Origin of the sequence: Stutzerimonas azotifigens DSM 17556, assembly GCF_000425625.1 — a bacterium.
Lineage (GTDB): Bacteria > Pseudomonadota > Gammaproteobacteria > Pseudomonadales > Pseudomonadaceae > Stutzerimonas > Stutzerimonas azotifigens.
The window spans coordinates 22430-41444 of the sequence record NZ_AUDU01000053.1; the positions used below are offsets into that span (position 1 = coordinate 22430).

At 69.5% G+C, this 19015-nt stretch carries 14 protein-coding genes; 6 read left to right on the forward strand and 8 right to left on the reverse strand.

The window, feature by feature from the left end; genetic code table 11:
- Nucleotides 1-17 precede the first annotated feature (17 nt).
- Complete coding sequence (locus H610_RS0105705) at nt 18-992, reverse strand: LysR family transcriptional regulator (RefSeq protein ID WP_028238787.1); 975 nt, start codon at nt 990-992, stop codon at nt 18-20.
- Between the two features lie 211 nt (nt 993-1203).
- On the opposite strand from H610_RS0105705, the gene H610_RS0105710 reads away from it, so the two are divergent.
- Both H610_RS0105710 and oadA read left to right on the forward strand, forming a co-directional pair.
- On the forward strand, nt 1204-2619 hold the full coding sequence (locus tag H610_RS0105710; RefSeq protein WP_028238788.1) for an acetyl-CoA carboxylase biotin carboxylase subunit: 1416 nt from the start codon (nt 1204-1206) through the stop codon (nt 2617-2619).
- A 96-nt stretch (nt 2620-2715) separates the two neighbouring features.
- Complete coding sequence (gene oadA / locus H610_RS0105715) at nt 2716-4521, forward strand: sodium-extruding oxaloacetate decarboxylase subunit alpha (RefSeq protein ID WP_028238789.1); 1806 nt, start codon at nt 2716-2718, stop codon at nt 4519-4521.
- Between the two features lie 325 nt (nt 4522-4846).
- Here oadA and H610_RS0105720 read toward each other — a convergent pair whose 3' ends face one another.
- The 3 genes from H610_RS0105720 to H610_RS23305 all read right to left on the reverse strand — a co-directional run bounded on the left by H610_RS0105720 (nt 4847) and on the right by H610_RS23305 (nt 8293).
- Nucleotides 4847-5479: an FMN-binding negative transcriptional regulator gene (locus H610_RS0105720; RefSeq protein WP_028238790.1), complete on the reverse strand. Its 633-nt coding sequence runs from the start codon at nt 5477-5479 to the stop codon at nt 4847-4849.
- 136 nt (nt 5480-5615) lie between these two features.
- Nucleotides 5616-6611: an asparaginase domain-containing protein gene (locus tag H610_RS0105725; protein ID WP_028238791.1), complete on the reverse strand. Its 996-nt coding sequence runs from the start codon at nt 6609-6611 to the stop codon at nt 5616-5618.
- 242 nt (nt 6612-6853) lie between these two features.
- Nucleotides 6854-8293, reverse strand: a complete 1440-nt coding sequence (locus tag H610_RS23305; RefSeq protein ID WP_051231518.1) for an alanine/glycine:cation symporter family protein — start codon at nt 8291-8293, stop codon at nt 6854-6856.
- Nucleotides 8294-8469: 176 nt separating this feature from the next.
- Here H610_RS23305 and H610_RS0105740 point away from each other — a divergent pair, with 176 nt between their 5' ends.
- Nucleotides 8470-9288 (forward strand): helix-turn-helix domain-containing protein, encoded by an 819-nt coding sequence (locus H610_RS0105740; RefSeq protein ID WP_028238793.1) that lies wholly within the window; start codon nt 8470-8472, stop codon nt 9286-9288.
- 101 nt (nt 9289-9389) lie between these two features.
- On the opposite strand, the gene H610_RS0105745 is transcribed toward H610_RS0105740, so the two are convergent.
- A complete protein-coding gene (locus H610_RS0105745) occupies nt 9390-10193 on the reverse strand; it encodes a substrate-binding periplasmic protein (protein WP_043237735.1) in 804 nt (267 codons plus the stop codon).
- 183 nt (nt 10194-10376) lie between these two features.
- Nucleotides 10377-11801: an aspartate ammonia-lyase gene (locus H610_RS0105750; protein ID WP_028238795.1), complete on the reverse strand. Its 1425-nt coding sequence runs from the start codon at nt 11799-11801 to the stop codon at nt 10377-10379.
- A gap of 258 nt (nt 11802-12059) precedes the next feature.
- Here H610_RS0105750 and leuC point away from each other — a divergent pair, with 258 nt between their 5' ends.
- Both leuC and leuD read left to right on the forward strand, forming a co-directional pair.
- Nucleotides 12060-13481, forward strand: a complete 1422-nt coding sequence (gene leuC / locus H610_RS0105755; protein WP_028238796.1) for a 3-isopropylmalate dehydratase large subunit — start codon at nt 12060-12062, stop codon at nt 13479-13481.
- A complete protein-coding gene (gene leuD / locus H610_RS0105760) occupies nt 13478-14092 on the forward strand; it encodes a 3-isopropylmalate dehydratase small subunit (protein ID WP_028238797.1) in 615 nt (204 codons plus the stop codon). Before leuC ends, leuD begins: the two co-directional genes overlap by 4 nt.
- Nucleotides 14093-15007: 915 nt before the next feature.
- Here the strand turns inward: leuD and H610_RS23310 are convergent.
- Nucleotides 15008-15952, reverse strand: coding sequence for a LysR substrate-binding domain-containing protein (locus tag H610_RS23310; protein WP_169338850.1), 945 nt, complete (start codon nt 15950-15952; stop codon nt 15008-15010).
- Between the two features lie 71 nt (nt 15953-16023).
- Complete coding sequence (locus tag H610_RS0105770; RefSeq protein ID WP_028238798.1) at nt 16024-16902, reverse strand: alpha/beta fold hydrolase; 879 nt, start codon at nt 16900-16902, stop codon at nt 16024-16026.
- 160 nt (nt 16903-17062) lie between these two features.
- On the opposite strand from H610_RS0105770, the gene H610_RS0105775 reads away from it, so the two are divergent.
- The gene (locus H610_RS0105775; RefSeq protein ID WP_028238799.1) at nt 17063-17974 is read left to right on the forward strand and encodes a LysR substrate-binding domain-containing protein; all 912 of its coding nucleotides are present in this window, start codon (nt 17063-17065) and stop codon (nt 17972-17974) included.
- Nucleotides 17975-19015 lie beyond the last annotated feature (1041 nt).

A 19015-nucleotide genomic window follows, 5' to 3' on the forward strand; every position in this document is an offset into this window, starting at 1 on the left:
CCGCGCATCGGGACGGGCTAGGCCGATCCTGCGCGATCCTTGCCCGATCCTGCGCGGCCGTTCTGGAAGCCTTCGTCCAGCCTGAGCAGCGCCGCCCGCTCCTGGCGGATGAAGTCGACGAAGGCCTGCGCCACCGGTGACAGCCGCCGGCCGCGCAGATTCACCACGCACCAGCTGCGTTGCAATGGCAGCTCGGCCACCGGCAGTTCGCGCAGCAGGCCGTGCTGCAGCTCCAGGCGCACGGCATGGCGCGGCAGCAGGGCCAGGCCGAGGCCGGCGATCACCGCCTCGCGCTGGGACTCCAGCGAGCCGATCTCCAGGGTCTGGGCGAAGTGCGCGCGCTTCTGGTGGCAGTACTCTTCGCAGGCTCGGCGCGTGCCCGAGCCCTTCTCGCGGACCAGCAGCGGATAGGCGGTGAGGTCCTGCAGCTGCAGGGCGTCCTTCGTGCACAGCGCATGGTCCGGCGGCGCCACGGCGACGATGGGGTTGTTGAGGAAGGGCAGGAAGTCCAGCGCCATGTCCTGCGGCACCTGGCTCATGATCATCAGGTCGTCGCGGCTGAGGGTCAGGCGGCGCACCGCCAGGCTGTGGTTGACCACCGTCAGGTTCAGGCTGACTTCGGGATAGTGGCGGCGAAATTCGGCGAACAGGTGAGGAACGAAGTACTTGGCGCTGGATTCCACGCAGAGGTTGAGCTGCCCCTGCAGCGAGCCCTGCAGGTCCGACAGCTGCATGTCGAGGCTCTCCAGGCGGTCGAAGATGTCGCTGCTGGCGCGCTGCAGCGCCTCGGCGGCGTCAGTCAGGTAGAGCTTCTTGCCGACGTACTCGAACAGCGGCTGGCCGACCAGTTCCTCCAGCTGGCGGATCTGCAGGCTGACCGCGGGCTGGGTCAGCGCCATCTGCTCGGCGGCGCGGCTGTAGGAGCGGCTCAGGCACACCGCATTGAACACCTGCAGCTGGCGCAAGGTCATGCGCATCAGGGACTTGCGCACCGCGGAACCCTCTCTTTCGTGACCTGGCGCACACCGGCGCGCGCCTCGTTGCCTGCCTGTATAAGCAATGCCTTATGCCAAGGCAAACAAATATTGATTTTCGATAATCGACCCGGCAGGCGTAGGGTAAATGACGACCGGGCTGGATGTACGGTCAACCAACGGACCGGCCCCCGGCCGATCCCCTGCTCACTGATCCGAGGAGCTCAGCGTGATCAAGAAGCTGCTGATCGCCAACCGGGGCGAGATCGCCGTGCGCATCGTGCGGGCCTGCGCCGAGATGGGCATCCGCTCGGTGGCGGTCTTCTCCGAGGCCGACCGCATGGCGCTGCACGTCAAGCGTGCGGACGAGTCCTACTTCATCGGCGACGACCCGCTCGCCGGCTACCTGAATCCGCGCAAGCTGGTCAACCTGGCGGTCGAGACCGGTTGCGATGCCTTGCACCCGGGCTACGGCTTCCTCTCCGAGAACGCCGAGCTGGCGGAAATCTGCGCCGAGCGCGGCATCCGCTTCGTCGGGCCGAGCGCCGAGGTCATCCGCCGCATGGGCGACAAGACCGAGGCGCGGCGCAGCATGATCGCCGCCGGCGTGCCCTGCACCCCGGGCACCGAGGGCAACGTTGCCGACCTGGCCGAGGCGCTGCGCGAGGCCGAGCGCATCGGCTACCCGGTGATGCTCAAGGCCACCTCCGGCGGCGGCGGCCGCGGCATCCGCCGCTGCAACTCGAAGGAGGAACTGGAGCAGGCCTATCCGCGGGTCATCTCCGAGGCGACCAAGGCCTTCGGCTCGGCCGAGGTCTTCCTCGAGAAATGCATCGTCGAGCCCAAGCACATCGAGGCGCAGATCCTCGCCGACGCCTTCGGCAACACCGTGCACCTGTTCGAGCGCGATTGCTCGATCCAGCGGCGCAACCAGAAGCTCATCGAGATCGCCCCCAGCCCGCAGCTGACCCCCGAGCAGCGTGCCTACATCGGCGACCTGGCGGTGCGCGCGGCCAGGGCGGTGGGCTACGAGAACGCCGGCACCGTGGAGTTCCTGCTCGCCGATGGCGAGGTGTACTTCATGGAGATGAACACCCGGGTGCAGGTCGAGCACACCATCACCGAGGAAATCACCGGGATCGACATCGTCCGCGAGCAGATCCGCATCGCCTCGGGCCTGCCGCTGTCGGTCAAGCAGGAAGACATCCAGCACCGCGGCTTCGCCCTGCAATTCCGCATCAACGCCGAAGACCCGCGCAACAACTTCCTGCCCAGCTTCGGCAAGATCACCCGCTACTACGCCCCCGGCGGCCCCGGCGTGCGCACCGACACGGCGATCTACACCGGCTACACCATCCCGCCGTTCTACGACTCGATGTGCCTGAAGCTGATCGTCTGGGCGCTGACCTGGGAAGAGGCGCTGGCCCGCGGCTCGCGCGCGTTGGACGACATGCGCGTGCAGGGCGTGAAGACCACCGCTACCTACTACCAGCAGATCCTCGCCAACCCGGAATTCAAGAGCGGCCGCTTCAACACCAGCTTCGTCGACAAGCACCCGGAACTGCTGGACTACTCGATCAAGCGCAAGCCGGGCGAACTGGCCATCGCCATCGCCGCGGCGATCGCGGCACATGCAGGACTTTAAGAAGAAAAGCCGCTCGAGGCTGGAAAGCTAGAGGCTGAACGATAGCCGCTTTTTCCGTCCAGCCTTCAGCCTCTAGCCTCCAGCGAGGAGAAAAACATGAGCACCAGAAAGATCACCGTAACGGACACCATCCTGCGCGATGCCCACCAGTCGCTGCTGGCCACCCGCATGCGCACCGAGGACATGCTGCCGATCTGCGACAAGCTGGACAGGGTCGGCTTCTGGTCGCTGGAAGTCTGGGGCGGGGCGACCTTCGACGCCTGTGTGCGCTTCCTCAAGGAAGACCCCTGGGAGCGCCTGCGGGTGCTGCGCGCGGCGCTGCCCAACACCCGGCTGCAGATGCTGCTGCGCGGGCAGAACCTGCTCGGCTACCGCCACTACAGCGACGACGTGGTCGAGGCCTTCTGCGCTAAGGCGGCGGAGAACGGCATCGACGTGTTCCGCATCTTCGATGCGATGAACGACGTGCGCAATCTGGAAACCGCCATCCGTGCGGTGAAGAAGACCGGCAAGCACGCCCAGGGCACCCTCTGCTACACCACCAGCCCGGTGCACACCGTGCAGGCCTTCGTCGACCAGGCCAAGGCCATGGCCGACATGGGCATAGACTCCATCGCCATCAAGGACATGGCCGGCCTGCTCACCCCGTACGCCACCGGCGAACTGGTCGCCGCGCTGAAGGCGGCGCTGCCGCTGGAGGTGGCGATCCACTCGCACGACACCGCCGGCGTCGCCTCCATGTGCCAGCTCAAGGCGGTGGAGAACGGCGCCGACCGCATCGACACGGCGATCTCCTCGATGGCCTGGGGCACCAGCCACCCGGGCACCGAGTCGATGGTCGCGGCGCTGCGCGGCACGCCCTACGACACCGGCCTGGACCTGGAGGCGCTGCAGGAGATCGGCCTGTACTTCCACGCGGTGCGCAAGAAGTACCACCAGTTCGAGAGCGAATTCACCGGCGTCGACACCCGCGTGCAGGTCAACCAGGTGCCCGGCGGGATGATTTCCAACCTCGCCAACCAGCTCAAGGAGCAGGGCGCGCTGAACCGCATGGGCGAGGTGCTGGAGGAGATCCCGCGGGTGCGCAAGGACCTCGGCTACCCGCCGCTGGTGACCCCGACCTCGCAGATCGTCGGCACCCAGGCGTTCTTCAACGTGCTCGCCGGCGAGCGCTACAAGACCATCACCAACGAGGTGAAGCTGTACCTGCAGGGCGGCTACGGCAAGGCGCCGGGGCAGATCGACGAGAAGCTGCGCAAGCAGGCCATCGGCTCCGAGGAGCTGATCGAATGCCGCCCGGCCGACCTGCTCAAGCCCGAGCTGGACAAGCTGCGCGCGGCCATCGGCGACCTGGCCAAGAGCGAGGAGGACGTGCTGACCTACGCGATGTTCCCGGACATCGGCCGCAAGTTCCTCGAGGAGCGCGAGGCCGGCACCCTGCAGCCCGAAGTGCTGCTGCCGATCCCCGACGGCACCGCCGCCGCGGTCTCCGGCGAGGGCGTGCCGACCGAGTTCATCATCGACGTGCACGGCGAGAGCTATCGGGTCGACGTCACCGGCGTCGGCGTCAAGGGCGAGGGCAAGCGGCACTTCTACCTATCGATCGACGGCATGCCGGAAGAGGTGGTGTTCGAGCCGCTGAACAGCTACGTCGCCGGCGGTGACGGCAAGCGCAAGCAGGCCAGCGCGCCGGGCCATGTCAGCACCAACATGCCGGGCAACATCGTCGACGTGCTGGTCAAGGAGGGCGACACGGTCAAGGCCGGCCAGGCGGTGCTGGTCACCGAGGCGATGAAGATGGAAAGCGAGGTACAGGCGCCGATCGGCGGCACGGTCAAGGCCGTGCACGTGGCCAAGGGCGATCGGGTGAACCCCGGCGAGGTATTGGTCGAAATCGAATGATCGGCAACGCCAGCCCTCACCCCGACCCTCTCCCCGAGGGGAGAGGGGGATGGTTCGGTGTCGGTCGATGGCGCCACGCCGGTCACATTCGCGGTCAAAACCGCTCACGGGGTTGTGCGGACTTTCAGGCCGCACAGGCTTTGCCCTTCTCCCGCCGGGAGAAGGTGGCCCGCAGGGCCGGATGAGGGTGCGCCGTGCAGAGGGAGCCGCAAGGCTCCCTTTTCCGTTGTGTCTGTTCGGATATGGGTGGTCTCAGGTCGCGTTGCACAAGCGTAAGGCAAGGCGGCAGCGCCGGTTCCATTCGCACGCGGGAGCACGCGGGCCTTCAGCCGGATGGATCGATCATCCGCGCCGCGACTGCCGCATCGCCGGGCGAGCCGCTGGCCGCGAGGCCCTGGATCACGCCCTGGCGATCCGCCTCGCGGCGGTTCTGGCTGAGCTTCCACTTGCCCTCCAGCCGAGCGATCGGCATTGCGAAGCCGACGATCGCCCGCAACTGGCTGTCGAGAAAGTCGCGTGGCGCGTCCTCGACCCGCCACGGCTGCGGCCGCCCGGCCTCGTGGCGGTCGCTGAGCCGCCTGAGCAGCGCCAGCAGGCGCTGCGGCTCCTCGATCGTCTCGGCCCGGCCGCGGGCCTGCACGCTGAGGTAGTTCCAGGTCGGCACCACGCGGCCGTGCTCGGCCTTCGACGGATAGAAGGACGGGCTGACATAGGCGTCCGGCCCGGTGAACAGCACCAGCGCCTCGCCGTCGGCCAGATCGCGCCACTGTGGATTGGCCCGCGCGAAGTGCCCGTACAGCGTGCCGAACGGCCCCTCGTCGCGCGCCAGCACCAGCGGCAGGGGGCTGGCCTGCAGGCCCTGCGCGCCGTGGGTGATCAGCGTCGCCAGCCCGGTCCGCTCGATATGCGCATGCAGGGTCGGCAGGTCGTCCTGGCGGAAGGTGCTGGGCAGGTACATGGCGGGCTCCGGACGATTCTCGATCGGTGCAGCTTCGGCCATTTTTCAGCGAAGGTCACGCGTGGGTGGTTGGTGGGCTGAAGCCCACCCTGTTCGGCGCCGCCTTCCTTCGGGCCTGCGCGCCAGTGCGCTGGCCTCAGGCGTCCGCCATCTCGCCACACAGGTCGCGGGTGAACCAGTGCTCCACCTGGTCGGCGGCCAGGCCGGCGCCGAGCAGGGCGAACAGCTTGGCCAGCGCCGCTTCGCGGGTCATGCCGCCGCCGGAGACCAGCCCGGCGGCGCGCAACTGGCTGCCGGCGGCGTACACGCCGAACTCCACGTGGCCGTAGGGGCACTGGCTGATCGCGGCCAGCACCACACCGGCGGCGCGCGCGCGGCGCAGGGCGGCGAGCAGGGCCTGATCGTCGGAGGGTCCGGTGCCGCTGCCGTAGCACTCGATCAGCAGGCCGCGCACGCCGCTGTCGACCAATGCCGCGACCGTCTCGGCGCGTACCCCGGGGTGCAGCGGCAGGACCGCCAGCGGCACCGGCTGGCGCGGCTGGCGGTAGTCCAGCGGCGCCGGCAAGGTGCCGGCATGCTCGGCGTTGCGCGGGCGCGGCAGGCTGTCGAAGGCATCGAAGGCGTCGCTGCGCAGCTTGCTGACGCGGGCGCCGTGCAGCAGCCTGCCGTTGAAGTACAGGTGCACGCCGGGCGGCACGCCGGCCTGCAGCCGGCGCATGGCGCCGAACAGGTTGTCCCAGGCGTCGCTGCCGGGTGCGCCGGCCGGCAGCATGGCGCCGGTCAGCAGCAGCGGGGCCGGCAGGCCGAGCAGCAGGAAGGCGAGCGCTGCGGCGCTGTAGGCCAGGGTGTCGGTGCCGTGCAGCAGCAGCACGGCGTCGCAGCCGTCCGTGTCGACCGCCTGGCGCACGGTCTCGGCCATCTGCAGCCAGTGCGCCTGGGTCATGTTGGCGCTGTCCAGCGGCGGCGACAGTTCGCGGAAGGTCCAGGCCGGCAGTGGCCCGGGCTCCTGCGCCTGCTGCGCGCGCATCCGCGCCTCGAAGCCGGAGGCCGGCACCAGCCCGTCGGGGCCGGCCTGCATGCCGATGGTGCCGCCGGTGTAGAGCACCAGCAGACGTTCGATGGATGTGCTCAAGGGTCTTCCTCACTGCGCCCGGTCGATGACCATAGCGCAAGCGGCGGTGGTCGACGAGGTCGGTGTGATGGTGGTGGTGTGGAGGGGCGGCCTATATTGGTGGGGTGAAGCCCACCCTACGCCGGCGTTGATTCAGGCCGAGCGGCCGTTGGCGGTCGCCCCGGGCAAAAAAAAAAGCGCGCGGAATCGGGAGAGACCGCGCGCCAAAGCCCTGTTTCGGTGGACCGGACAGGGTTCCGGGTTCAGCTGCGGGCGGTGACGCCCGCGGTGGTGTGCTCGCCGCGCTCGGTGGCGTCGACCGCCGGCCAGGCGCTGTGGTCGATGTCCAGGTCGGCGTACTCGGCCGGGTTGAATACCGGTTCCTCGATTCCGGCGCGGACCTGGCGGTCGTAGTCGCGCATCAGCCGCAGGCCGACCTTGAACAGCAGCGCCACGGCGATCAGGTTGGCGATGGCCAGCAGGCCCATGGTGACGTCGGCGAAGGCGAACACGGTGCCCAGGTCCTGCAGCGAGCCCCAGAGCACCAAGGCGATCACCAGCACGCGGTAGGTCACCAGCAGCGCGCGCTTCTCGCTGAAGAAGCCGAGCGCGTTCTCGCCGAGGTAGTAGTTGTAGATCAGGGTGGTGAACACGAAGAGCAGCAGCGCCAGGCTGACGAACACCCGGCCCCATTCGCCCACCACCGCGGCCAGCGCGCTCTGCGTCAGCACCACCCCGGCGATGTCGCTGCCCGGCTCGTAGACGCCGGAGAGCAGGATGATCAGCGCGGTGCAGGTGCAGATGATCAGGGTGTCGATGAACACGCTGAGCGACTGCACGATGCCCTGCGCGGCCGGGTGGCGGACCTGCGCCACGGCGGCGACGTTGGGCGCGCTGCCCAGGCCCGCCTCGTTGGAGAACAGCCCGCGCTTGACGCCCATGATGATGGCCGCGCCGATGCCGCCGGCGAAGGCCGGCTCCAGGCCGAAGGCGCTGCGCACGATCAGGACGAAGGTGTCCGGCACCGCGGAAAGGTTGCCGCCGATGACGAACAGCGCCATGGCCAGGTAGGACACCGCCATGATCGGCACCAGGATGTCGGCGAAGCGGGCGATGCGGCGGATGCCGCCGAAGATGATCAGGCCCACCACCACCACCAGCACCAGGCCGCTGGCGAAGGTCGGCACGCCGAAGGTGTCTTCCATCGAGCTGGCCACGGTGTAGGACTGCAGGGCGTTGAAGCCGAAGCCGAAGGTCACCAGCAGCAGCAGCGAGACGAGCACGCCGAGCCAGCGCTGGCCGAGGCCGTGCTGGATGTAGAAGGCCGGGCCGCCGCGGAAGGCGCCGTCCGGCTCGCGGCGCTTGTACAGCTGCGCCAGCGAGCATTCGAAGTAGCTGGTGGCCATGCCGACCAGCGCCACCAGCCACATCCAGAACACCGCGCCGGGGCCGCCGAGGGTGATCGCCACCGCGACGCCGGCGATGTTGCCGGCGCCGACCCGGCCGGCGACGCTGAGCATCAGCGCCTGGAAGGAATTGATCTGGCCCGGCTGGCGCTCGAAGGCGCGGGAGAAGATGCCGAACATGCTGCCGAAGTAGCGAAACTGCACGAAGCCGGACGCGAGGGTGAAGAGCAGGCCGAGGCCGATCAGCATCACGATCAGCAGCTTGCTCCAGATCAGGTCGTTGAGTAGGTCGAGCATCGGAAGAACCTTCGTCGGTGTTTCTTTTTGTCTGAACTGACGGACCGGCGCGGGTCTCGCCGCGAAGAAGCGCAGGATGGTTCCGCATCCGCCCCTTTGCGGCAATTTCGCGGGTGACCGCGAGTTGGCGCGAGCTGATGCTATAGTCGCGCCGCTCGCATCATCCGGAACCCGTCATGTCAGACCACCTGGGAGCCAACCTGCGGCTCCTCTGCAGCCACTACCGTTCGATCGCCGAGGTCTGCCGCAAGCTGGCGATCAACCGCGCGCAGTTCAACAAGTACCTCAACGGCCAGAGCCAGCCGACGCCGTACAACCTCAAGCGCATCGGCGACTTCTTCGGGGTCGAGGGCTACGAGCTGGGACTGCCGCCGGAGCAGTTCGTGCGCCTGGTCGGCGCCCGTCCGGCGGAAGCTCGGCGGCCGGCGCCGGCCGACCCGCTGGCGTCGTTGCTGCAGCCGCTGCGCCGGCACGCCGGCAGCCTGTCGCGCTACTGCGGCTACTACTTCGAGTACGCCAACTGCATGTCGGTGCCGGGCAGCATCCTGCTGTCGCTGGTGCACCTGCGCGAGGAGGGCGGCCAGTTCCTGTTCGAGCGCCAGGAGCGTCAGGAACGCTCCAGCCCCGGCAGCGGCGAGGCCGAGGACTGGGTGCGCTGCCGCTACCTGGGCGTGGCCTTCGGCCTGCAGGATCGGCTGTTCCTCATCGACTACGAATCGCTGACGCTCAACGAGATCAGCCAGACCATCCTCATCCCCAGCTTCAAGAGCCGCATCACCCGCCTCAACGGGCTCAAGAGTGGCGTCTCTTCCGGCGACCGCCGCACCCCGGCCTGCACCCGGGTGGTCTGGGAATACCTCGGCAGCGAGATCAACCGGGTCAGCGCCTACCGCCAGGTGATGCTCTACAGCCCGGACGACCCGCGCATCGACCCGGACATTCGCGAACGCCTGCGCACGCCGCAGCTGCAGGACGGGTTGTTCGCGGTGGACTGACCCCGGAATCCGCTGCACGCCGGCGCCGCTGCGTAAAGGACAAGCTGGAGCGCCGGTGCTCGTTCAGGTCGTAAAGCCGCCCACGACTCCGGCCGTGCTCCTCAGCGGGGCAGCGGATGGGCGCTGGCCAGGTTGCGTCGCTCGCGGACCAGGTAGCACAGGTCCGGGGTGTCCCGGCAGCCGGCGGAGCCTTCGGCGATGACCGCGTCCATGGCCTTCTGCAGGCGCTGCACCAGGGCGTCCGGGGTGGCCTTGTTCAGCGCCAGGTAGAGCGGTTCGGTGCCCAGGCGCAGGACCACCTTCAGGCCCTTGGCGCCTTCCTGCTCGGCATACTGCCGCCAGACCGGATCGGCGGTGGCCCAGAGGTCGATCTCGCCATCGAGCAGCTTGCGGATGTTGGCGCTGTCGCTCAGCGCGTCGACGGTCTGCACGCCCTGCGCGGCCAGCCGTTCGCTCGGCCCGCCGAACTTGTAGCCGCCGATGCGCCGGCCGCGCACCTGCTCGAGCGAGGCCGGGGCGAGCGTCGAATCCGCGGTGGCCACCAGCACGACGTCGTAGTGGGCGATCGGCCCCACCCATTTGAACTGGTTGCGCCGCGCATCGCTCATGACCGTGGAATACAGGCCGTGCCCGGCCTGCTGCAGGGCCTGCTGGTAGAGACGTTCCCAGGGGAAGCGCAGGGTGATGCTGTAGGACACGCCGGCGCGGCGGAACACCTCGCGCAGGGTTTCGGTGCTGACGCCACGCACGCCGTCGTCGCGGGCGAAGTTCTTGCCGCCCTGCGTCACGCTGAACGGCGGGAGGCTCTGGGTCAGCAGGACGATTTCCGCCGTCTGCGCCCGGGTGGTGGCGGCGGTGACGAGCAGGGACAGCAGTAGCAGTGTTCTTGTTATTGGCAGAGTCATCGGCTCCCTCCATGGGTGCTGAATGCACGGCCGGCGCCAGCTTCTTTCGGCGGGTCGGGCCGCCGCCGGCGATGCCCATGGGCACTTCCGGGCGGCAACGGCCGTGGAGACCCCGCGAGTATAGTGACGCGTCCGCCGAGCGCCATGCCGGGGCCAGGGACGCATCCGGCTATGTGATATGCGTCACGCCTTGAGGGCCACCAGACGCGGCGCGATCATGTTTTCCGGCCGCAGGATGTCGGCCAGCAGGCCGGCGTCGAGCAGGCCTTCCTCGCGCACCAGCTCCAGCACCCCGCGGCCGCTGATCAGCGCCTCGCGGGCGATGCGGGTGCTGTTCTCGTAGCCGATGTAGGGGTTGAGGGCGGTGATCAGGCCGATCGAATTCTCCACCAGCTCGCGGCAGCGCGCCTGGTTGGCGCTGATGCCCTCGATGCAATGCTCGCGCAGCATGTCCATGGCCCGCTGCAGCAGGCGGATGGAGTCGAACAGCTTGTAGGCGATCAGCGGCTCCATGACGTTCAGCTGCAATTGCCCGCCCTCGGCCGCCAGGGTCAGCGCCAGGTCGTTGCCGATCACCTCGAAGGCCACCTGGTTGACCGCCTCGGGGATCACCGGATTGACCTTGCCGGGCATGATCGAGCTGCCCGGCTGGCGCGGCGGCAGGTTGATCTCGTTGAGCCCGGTGCGCGGGCCGCTGGAGAGCAGGCGCAGGTCATTGCAGATCTTCGACAGCTTGACCGCCAGGCGCTTGAGCATGCCGGAGAAGAGCACGAAGGAGCCCATGTCCGAGGTCGCCTCGATCAGGTCCGCCGCCGGCCTGACCGGCTGGCCGCTGATCTCGGCCAGGCGCTGCACGGCGATCGCCTGGTAGCGGGGGTCGGCGTTGATGCCGGTGCCGATCGCGGTGCCGCCGAGGTTCACTTCCAGCAGCAGTTCCGGGGCGAAGCGGCGCAGGTGCGCCAGGTCTTCGCCGAGCGTGTTGGCGAAGGCCTGGAATTCCTGGCCGAGGGTCATCGGCACGGCGTCCTGCAACTGGGTGCGGCCCATCTTGAGCACCCCGGCGAAGGCCTCGCCCTTGGTCGCCAGCGCCTGGCAGAGGCGCTCCAGGCTGGCCAGCAGGGTGTCGTGGCCGAGCAGCAGGCCGAGGCGGATGGCGGTGGGGTAGGCGTCGTTGGTCGACTGCGCCATGTTCACGTCGTTGTTCGGGTGCAGGAAGCCGTATTCGCCCCGCGCATGGCCCAGGTGTTCCAGGCCGACGTTGGCGATCACCTCGTTGGCGTTCATGTTGGTCGAGGTGCCGGCGCCGCCCTGGATCATGTCGACCACGAACTGGTCGTGGAACTCGCCGGCGGCGATGCGCCCGCAGGCCTCGCCGATCGCCGCGTGCTTGGCCGGCGGCAGGTAGCCCAGCTCGCGGTTGGCGTCGGCCGCGGCCTGCTTGACCATGGCCAGCGCGACCACCAGCTTGGGATAGTGCGACAGCGGCACGCCGGTCAGGCGGAAGTTGTGCAGCGCGCGCAGGGTCTGGATGCCGTAGTAGGCGTCCCGGGGGACTTCGAGGCTGCCGAGCAGATCCTTCTCGATGCGAAATGATGCAACAGACGACATGACGAGGCTTTCGGGTGGCGCGGCAACAACGCCGCAATGCCGCAAGACTAAGGGTCTGCGGCGATCCGCGGCCAATGCCGTTCCCCTCTGGATCATGCAGGATCAGCATAACGCGGGCGTGACTCGCCATCCTCGGCGGACGCTATCGAACACGCCTCATGGACGCTGGCTTCACGCCGCCGGGATTGATCGGCCGCAGGCGGGGCCGGAGCATGTCCGGCACACCGGGCCGCCGGCCCGCCCCGCCGGAGATCGCCGATGACCGCGCCGCGCACGCTCTACGACAAGTTTCTCGACAGCCACACGGTGAGCCGCCTGGACGACAACGGCAACCTGCTGCTGTACATCGACCGCCAGGTGCTCAACGAATACACCAGCCCGCAGGCCTTCAGCGGCCTGCGCGAGGCCAGCCGGCAAGTCTGGCGGCCGCGCAGTGCCCTGGCGGTGGTCGACCACGTGAACCCCACCGCGCCCGAGCGGATCGCCGCCATGCCCGACGCCGGCGGCGCCCGGCAGGTGGACTACCTGGCGCAGAACTGCCGCGACTTCGGCATCGAACTGTTCGACGTGCTGGACGCGCGCCAGGGCATCGAGCACGTGGTCGCCCCCGAGCAGGGCTTCATCCTGCCCGGCATGGTGGTCGCCGCCGGCGACAGCCACACCACCACCTACGGCGCGCTGGGCGCCTTCGGCTTCGGCATCGGCACCTCGCAGATCGAGCACCTGCTGGCCACCCAGACGCTGGTCTACAAGCGCCTGAAGACCCTGCGCGTCAGCGTGCGCGGGGCGCTCGGCCCGGGGCTGGTGTCCAAGGACATCGTCATGGCGCTGATCCGCGAGATCGGCGCCGACGGCGCCACTGGCTACGTCATCGAATTCGCCGGCCCGGCGATCGACGCGCTGAGCGTCGAGGCGCGCATGACCGTCTGCAACATGGCGGTGGAGGCGGGCGCCCGCGGCGCCTTCATGGCGCCGGACGAGAAGGTCTTCGCCTACCTGGCCGACAAGCCCCGCGCGCCCCGCGGCGAGCACTGGGAGCGGGCGCTGGCGTCCTGGCGCGAGCTGCGCAGCGACGAGGGCGCACGCTTCGACCGCGAGGTGGCGCTCGACGCCTCGGCGCTGCAGCCGATGGTCACCTGGGGCACCAGCCCGGACCAGGCCGACGTCATCGGCGGGCGCGTGCCCGACCCGGCCGCCGAGGCCGACCCGATCCGCCGCGCCGACCTGCAGCGCGCGCTGCGCTACATGGGCCTGGAGCCCGGCCAGAGCCTGGCCGGGCTGCCGATCAGCCACGCCTTCATCGGCTCCTGCACCAACGCCCGCATCGAGGACCTGCGCCAGGTGGCGGTGGTGGTCGAGGGCCGCCGGGTGGCGGACGGCGTGAGGGCGATGATCGTGCCCGGCTCGACCCGGGTCCGCGCCCAGGCCGAGCGCGAGGGGCTGGCCGACATCTTCCGCGCCGCCGGCTTCGAATGGCGGCAGTCCGGCTGCTCGATGTGTCTGGCGATGAACGACGACGTGCTGGCGACCGGCGACCGCTGCGCCTCCAGCACCAACCGCAACTTCGAGGGCCGCCAGGGCGCCGGTGCCCGCACCCACCTGATGAGCCCGGCGATGGTCGCCGCCGCCGCCCTGGCCGGCCACCTCATCGACGTCCGCACCCTGAGCCGGGAGGCCTGAGCATGCAACCTTTCGTCCGCGTCTCGGGCGTCGCCGCGCCCTTTCTCGCCGCCAACGTCGACACCGACGTGATCATGCCCAAGCAGTTCCTCAAGGGCATCGACCGCAACGGGCTGGACCGCGGCCTGTTCTTCGACCTGCGCTGGAATCCCGACGGCTCGCCGAACCCGGAGTTCGTGCTCAACCGCCCCGGCTGGCAGGACGCCTGCTTCCTGGTGGTGGGCCCTAACTTCGGCTGCGGCTCGAGCCGCGAACACGCGGTCTGGGGCCTCAAGCAGGTGGGCATCCGCGCGCTGATCGGCACCAGCTTCGCCGGCATCTTCGACGACAACTGCCAGCGCAACGGCCTGCTCACCATCGCCCTCGACCCGGCGTCGCACCGGCAGCTGGCCGAGCGCGTGCAGCAGGCGGAGACGGCACGGATCGAGGTCGACCTGCAGGCGCAGCGGATCCGGCTGGCCGACGGCGCCGAGCTTGCCTTCGAGATCGACGGCCTGCGCAAGCAGGCGCTGCTGGAAGGGCTCGATGCGATCGGCAGTACCTTGCGCCAGGCCGAACGGATTCGAGCGTTCGAGGAGAAGTATCTGGCGGAGCGGCCCTGGTTGGCTTGAGTTCGAGGCGTTGGCGCTTCGCAGGGGCGAGTCGGCTGGTCCTCGTCAGCGACCGACCTGCATGAGTACGGGCCGCGTGCCATGCCGGAGTATCCGTGGGAGCGGTCTTGACCGCGAACGGATCTGGCGCGGGGCTATGTGCTTGTTTGCCGCGCTTTCCTCGGCCCGAGCCATGCGGTTCGGTGCATACCAGGCTTGTACAGGCTGTGTGAAAACTACTGCGCTCGGTCATGCTGCGTTGAAAACAGGCTCAAAATGCTCATTTACCACTTGTAAACTGCGCTTTTTCGCCTGTTTTCGCCTTGCCTGACCTTCGCTCGCGACGTGTTCACACGGCCTGTGTAGGAGCGAGCTTGCTCGCGAATGGGATTGGCACAGGGTTGCGTGCTTGCTCGCCGCATCTTCCTCTGCTGCGACTACAGGTGGCGCCTTGCACGGCGCGTCACTTTTCTTGTCTGCGGATCGCCGCCCGGGCCAAGAACAAGTAACCAAAAAGAAGGCCACCCCGACATCCGGTCTTCGCTACGCGAAGACTTCCCTCGCTCCGGTGCCGCTCCGGGGGCCGGGCTGGGCGCCCCCTCACGAAGGGACGTCCCTGCCTGGGCGGCCCCGTCCTTCGTTCCTCGCTCGGCGTCCATGCCTCGCGTCCCCGGCGCGGCCCCTGCGCTCGGCCTCCTGATGGGGAACAGGTCCGAGTCGCCTGAGGTCTCGTGCAAGACCGTAGGGTGGAAAACCGCGCAGCGTTTTCCACCACGCTCCGGTGACCATCGACCCGGCACACGCCAGCGTTAGCCGAACCCGGCGCGTGGATGAGGCTGCGCCGTCATCCACCCTACGCCGCTGGGGTGTGGCTCCCACCTTTCTCGCATGGAAACGCAATTGGTAGGGTGCGCATGCGCGCCTTGGCCCTCCGGTTCAGCTCCCAGCCACCGTGCCCCCCACGACCATCCCCCCCTGCACCTCGCGAAAATGCGCCTCGAGAAATTCCACGCAGGCCCGCAGCTTGCCCGAGTGCTCCAGTCGCGACGGATACAGCGCCCAGACGTCCGCCGGCTGGGTGTATTCGGGCAGCAGGCGCACCAGCCGGCCCTCGCGCAGCAGCGGGGCGACGTCCCACAGCGAGCGTAGCAGGATGCCGCGGCCGTCCAGCGCCCATTGCAGGGCGACCTCGCCGTGGTTGCTCGACAGCGGCCCGCGCACCCGTACGCTGTGGGCCTGGCCGTCGCGCTCCAGGGCCCAGATGCCGAAGGCGTTGTCGCGTTCCTTGATCACCAGGCAGTCGTGCCGCTCCAGCTCCTCCAGCGCCTGCGGGGTGCCGCGGCGGGCCAGGTAGTCCGGCGCGGCGCAGAGCACCCGGCGGTTGTGCAGCAGGCAGCGGCCGATGTGCTGCGGGGGAATGTCGGCGCCGACGCGGATCTCCAGGTCGAAGCCTTCGCCGACCAGGTCCACCGCGCGGTCGAACAGTTCCAGGCGGATCTCCAGCTCCGGATAGCGCTCGGCCAGCCGCGACAGCGCCGGCGCCACGTGGTTGCGGCCGAAACCGAAGCTCGAGCACAGGTGAAGGGTGCCGCGCGGGCGCGCCCAGGCCTCGGAGAGTTCTTCGCCCAGCTGCTGGAAGTCCTCGAGGATGCGCAGCGCCCAGCGCCGGGTGCGCTCGCCGTCGTCGGTGAGCGCCAGGCGGCGGCTGGTGCGGTGCAGCAGGCGGGTGCCGAGGGTCGTCTCGAGCACGCGGATGCGCTTGCTGACGTAGGCGGGCGACTGGCCCAGTTCGTCCGCGGCGGCGGCGAAGCCAGACTTGCGGATCACCGTGAGGAACACCCGCAGGTCTTCGGGCAGCGGCAGGACGGGCGGTGTGGGCATGGGGCGACGGGCGGCTGGTGGGATGCCGCGCAGCATAGCACCCGGCCCTCGTCCCGCCTGACGGCGGCCGCTCATCCCTGCAGGAAGGGCAGCACCTCGGCGAGCAGCGCCTCGGGAATCTCCTCGGCCAGGTAATGCCCCGCGGGCAGGGCGCCTCCGCGCACGTCGCGAGCCACGGCGCGCCATTCGGCCAGCGGGTCGAAGCAGCGCCCGACCGTGCCCTCGGCGCCCCAGAGCACCAGCAGCGGGCATTCCACCTGGCGCCCGGCGTCGCGGTCGGCCTGGTCGTGTTCCAGGTCGATGCCGGCGCTGGCGCGGTAGTCCTCGCAGATGCCGTGCGCCGTGCCGGGCTGGCTCAGGCAGCGCTGGTACTCGGCCAGCGCCTCGTCGCTGAACGGCCGCATGCCGGCGCTGCGCGCGCCCATCACGCTGCGCAGGTAGAGCGCCGGGTCCGCCTCGATCAGGGTTTCCGGCAGCGGCGCCGGGCGGATCAGGAAGAACCAGTGCCAGTAGGCGCGGGCGAAGGCCTCGCTGGTCTGGCGGTACATGGACAGGGTCGGCGCGATGTCCAGCAGCGCCATGCGCCGCACCGCCTGCGGGTGGTCGAGGGCGAGCCGGTGCGCGGCTCGGGCGCCGCGGTCGTGGGCGAGCACGTCGAAGCGCTCGAAGCCCAGCGCGCGCATCAGCTCGAGGCCGTCGCGGGCCATCTCGCGCTTGCTGTAGGCGGCGTGGTCGTCGCCGCCTTCGGGCTTGCCCGAGTCGCCGTAGCCGCGCAGGTCGGCGGCGACCACGGTGAAGTGGCGGGCCAGCGTCGGCGCCACCCGGTGCCAGATCACGTGGGTCTGCGGGTGGCCGTGCCAGAGCAGCAGCCCGGGGCCGCTGCCGCCGATGCGGTAGGCGATGCGCACGCCGTTGACCTCACGCTGCGCCAGCTGGAAATCGGTGAACATCTGTCGGCTCTCCTGTACGGGACAACGGCATGCTAGGCGCTCCTGGCGGGGGAGCAAGACGACGGGCGTGGGCCCAGGGTTCACGTTTCATGCATCGTGGCGCTTGGCAGCCGGCGTGTCGCGGCCGATGCTGTGCGTCCCGACGCCTGCGGAGCCCCGCGTGAATCTCGAAAGCAAATGGCTGGAGGACTTCTGCGCCCTGGCCGCCACCCGCAGCTTCTCCCGCGCCGCGCAGAAGCGTTTCGTCACCCAGCCGGCGTTCAGCCGGCGCATCAGGGCGCTGGAAGAAGCCCTGGGCCTGACCCTGGTGAACCGCGCCCGCACGCCCATCGAGCTGACCGAGGCGGGGCAGCTGTTCCTGGTCACCGCGCGCAACGTCACCGAGCAGCTCGGCGAAGTGGTGCGCCACCTGCACCACCTCGAGGGCCAGCAGGGCGAGGTACTGCAGATCGCAGCCGCGCACTCGCTGGCGCTGGGCTTCTTCCCCGGCTGGCTCGCGGCGTTGCGCGCCCAGGGCCTGAACATCGCCAGCCGGCTGGTGGCGAGCAATGTCGGCGACGCGGTGCACGCCCTGCGCGACGGCGCCTGCGACCTGATCCTCGCCTACTACGACCCGGACGCCGCGCTGCAGCTCGACCCGGAGCTGTTCCCCTCGCTGCATCTGGGGGCGACGCAGATGCTGCCGGTCTGTGCGGTGGGCGCGGACAGCCGGCCGCTGTACGACCTCGACGGCGGCCAGAGCGTGCCGCTGCTGGCCTACAGCGCCGGCGCCTTCCTCGGCCGTTCGGTGAACCTGTTGCTGCGCCAGCGTGCCCTGCGCGCGACCACGGTGTACGAGACCGCCATGGCCGACAGCCTCAAGAGCATGGCGCTGCAGGGGCTGGGCATCGCCTGGGTGCCGCGGCTGTCGGTGGAGCCCGAGCTGCAGCGCGGCGAACTGGCGGTGTGCGGCGACGAGCACTGGCAGGTGCCGCTGGAGATCCGCCTGTACCGCTGCGCCCTCATGCGCAAGGGCGCGGTGCGCCTGCTGTGGCGCAAGCTGGAGGCCGGGCTGGGCAGCGGGCAGGCTTGACGGGCCGTGGAACCCCGTCGGCAAGGCGGCCGGCGAATTTCGTGTGGGAGTGAGCGCTGCTCGCGAATGCCTCCTGCCTATCCGGCACGGTAGCGGCTACGCCTGACGGCAAACGACCGGTGGCGGCGGGCTTTTCCTTTTCCCTGCGGGAGAAGGTGGCCCGTAGGGCCGGATGAGGGAGGCCGCTGCACCAGCCCTCACCCCCGGCCCGGGGGAGCGGGAGTGGTTCGGCGTGGGTATGGAGGCAGATGTGCGGGCCGCGGTCGCAGGCAGAGCCTGCTCCTACAGGTGCCGAGCGGGGCCTTTGCGTAGGAGCGAGCTCTGCTCGCGAATGCCTCCAGGCCCTTCGGCACGGCAGCGGCTACGCCTGACGCCAAACGACCGGTGGCGCCGGGCTTTTTCCCTTCTCCCCGCGGGAGAGGGTGGCCCGCAGGGCCGGATGAGGGAGGCTGCTGCACACCAGCCCTCACCCCGGCCCGGGGGATCGGGAGTGGTTCGGCGTGGGTATGGAGGCAGATGTGCGGGCCGCGGTCGCAGGCAGAGCCTGCTCCTACAGGTGCCGCGCGTGGCCTTTGCGTAGGAGCGAGCTCTGCTCGCGAATGCCTCCGTGCCTATCCGGCACGACAGCGGCTACGTCTGACGGCAAACGACCGGTGGCGCCAGGCTTTTCCCTTCTCCCCGCGGGAGAAGGTGGCCCGCAGGGCCGGACGAGGGAGGCCGCTGCACCAGCCCTCACCCCCGGCCCGGGGGAGCGGGAGTGGTTCGGCGTGGGTATGGAGGCAGATGTGCGGGCCGCGGTCGCAGGCAGAGCCTGCTCCTACAGGTGCCGAGCGCGGCCTTTGCGTAGGAGCGAGCTCTGCTCGCGAATGCCTCCAGGCCCTTTAGCTCGGCAGCATCTGCGCCTGGCGCCAAACGACCGGTGGCGCCGGGCTTTTCCCTTCTCCCCGCGGGAGAAGGTGGCCCGCAGGGCCGGATGAGGGAGGCCGTGCACCAGCCCTCACCCCGGCCCGGGGGAGCGGGAGTGGTTCGGAGTGGCTATGG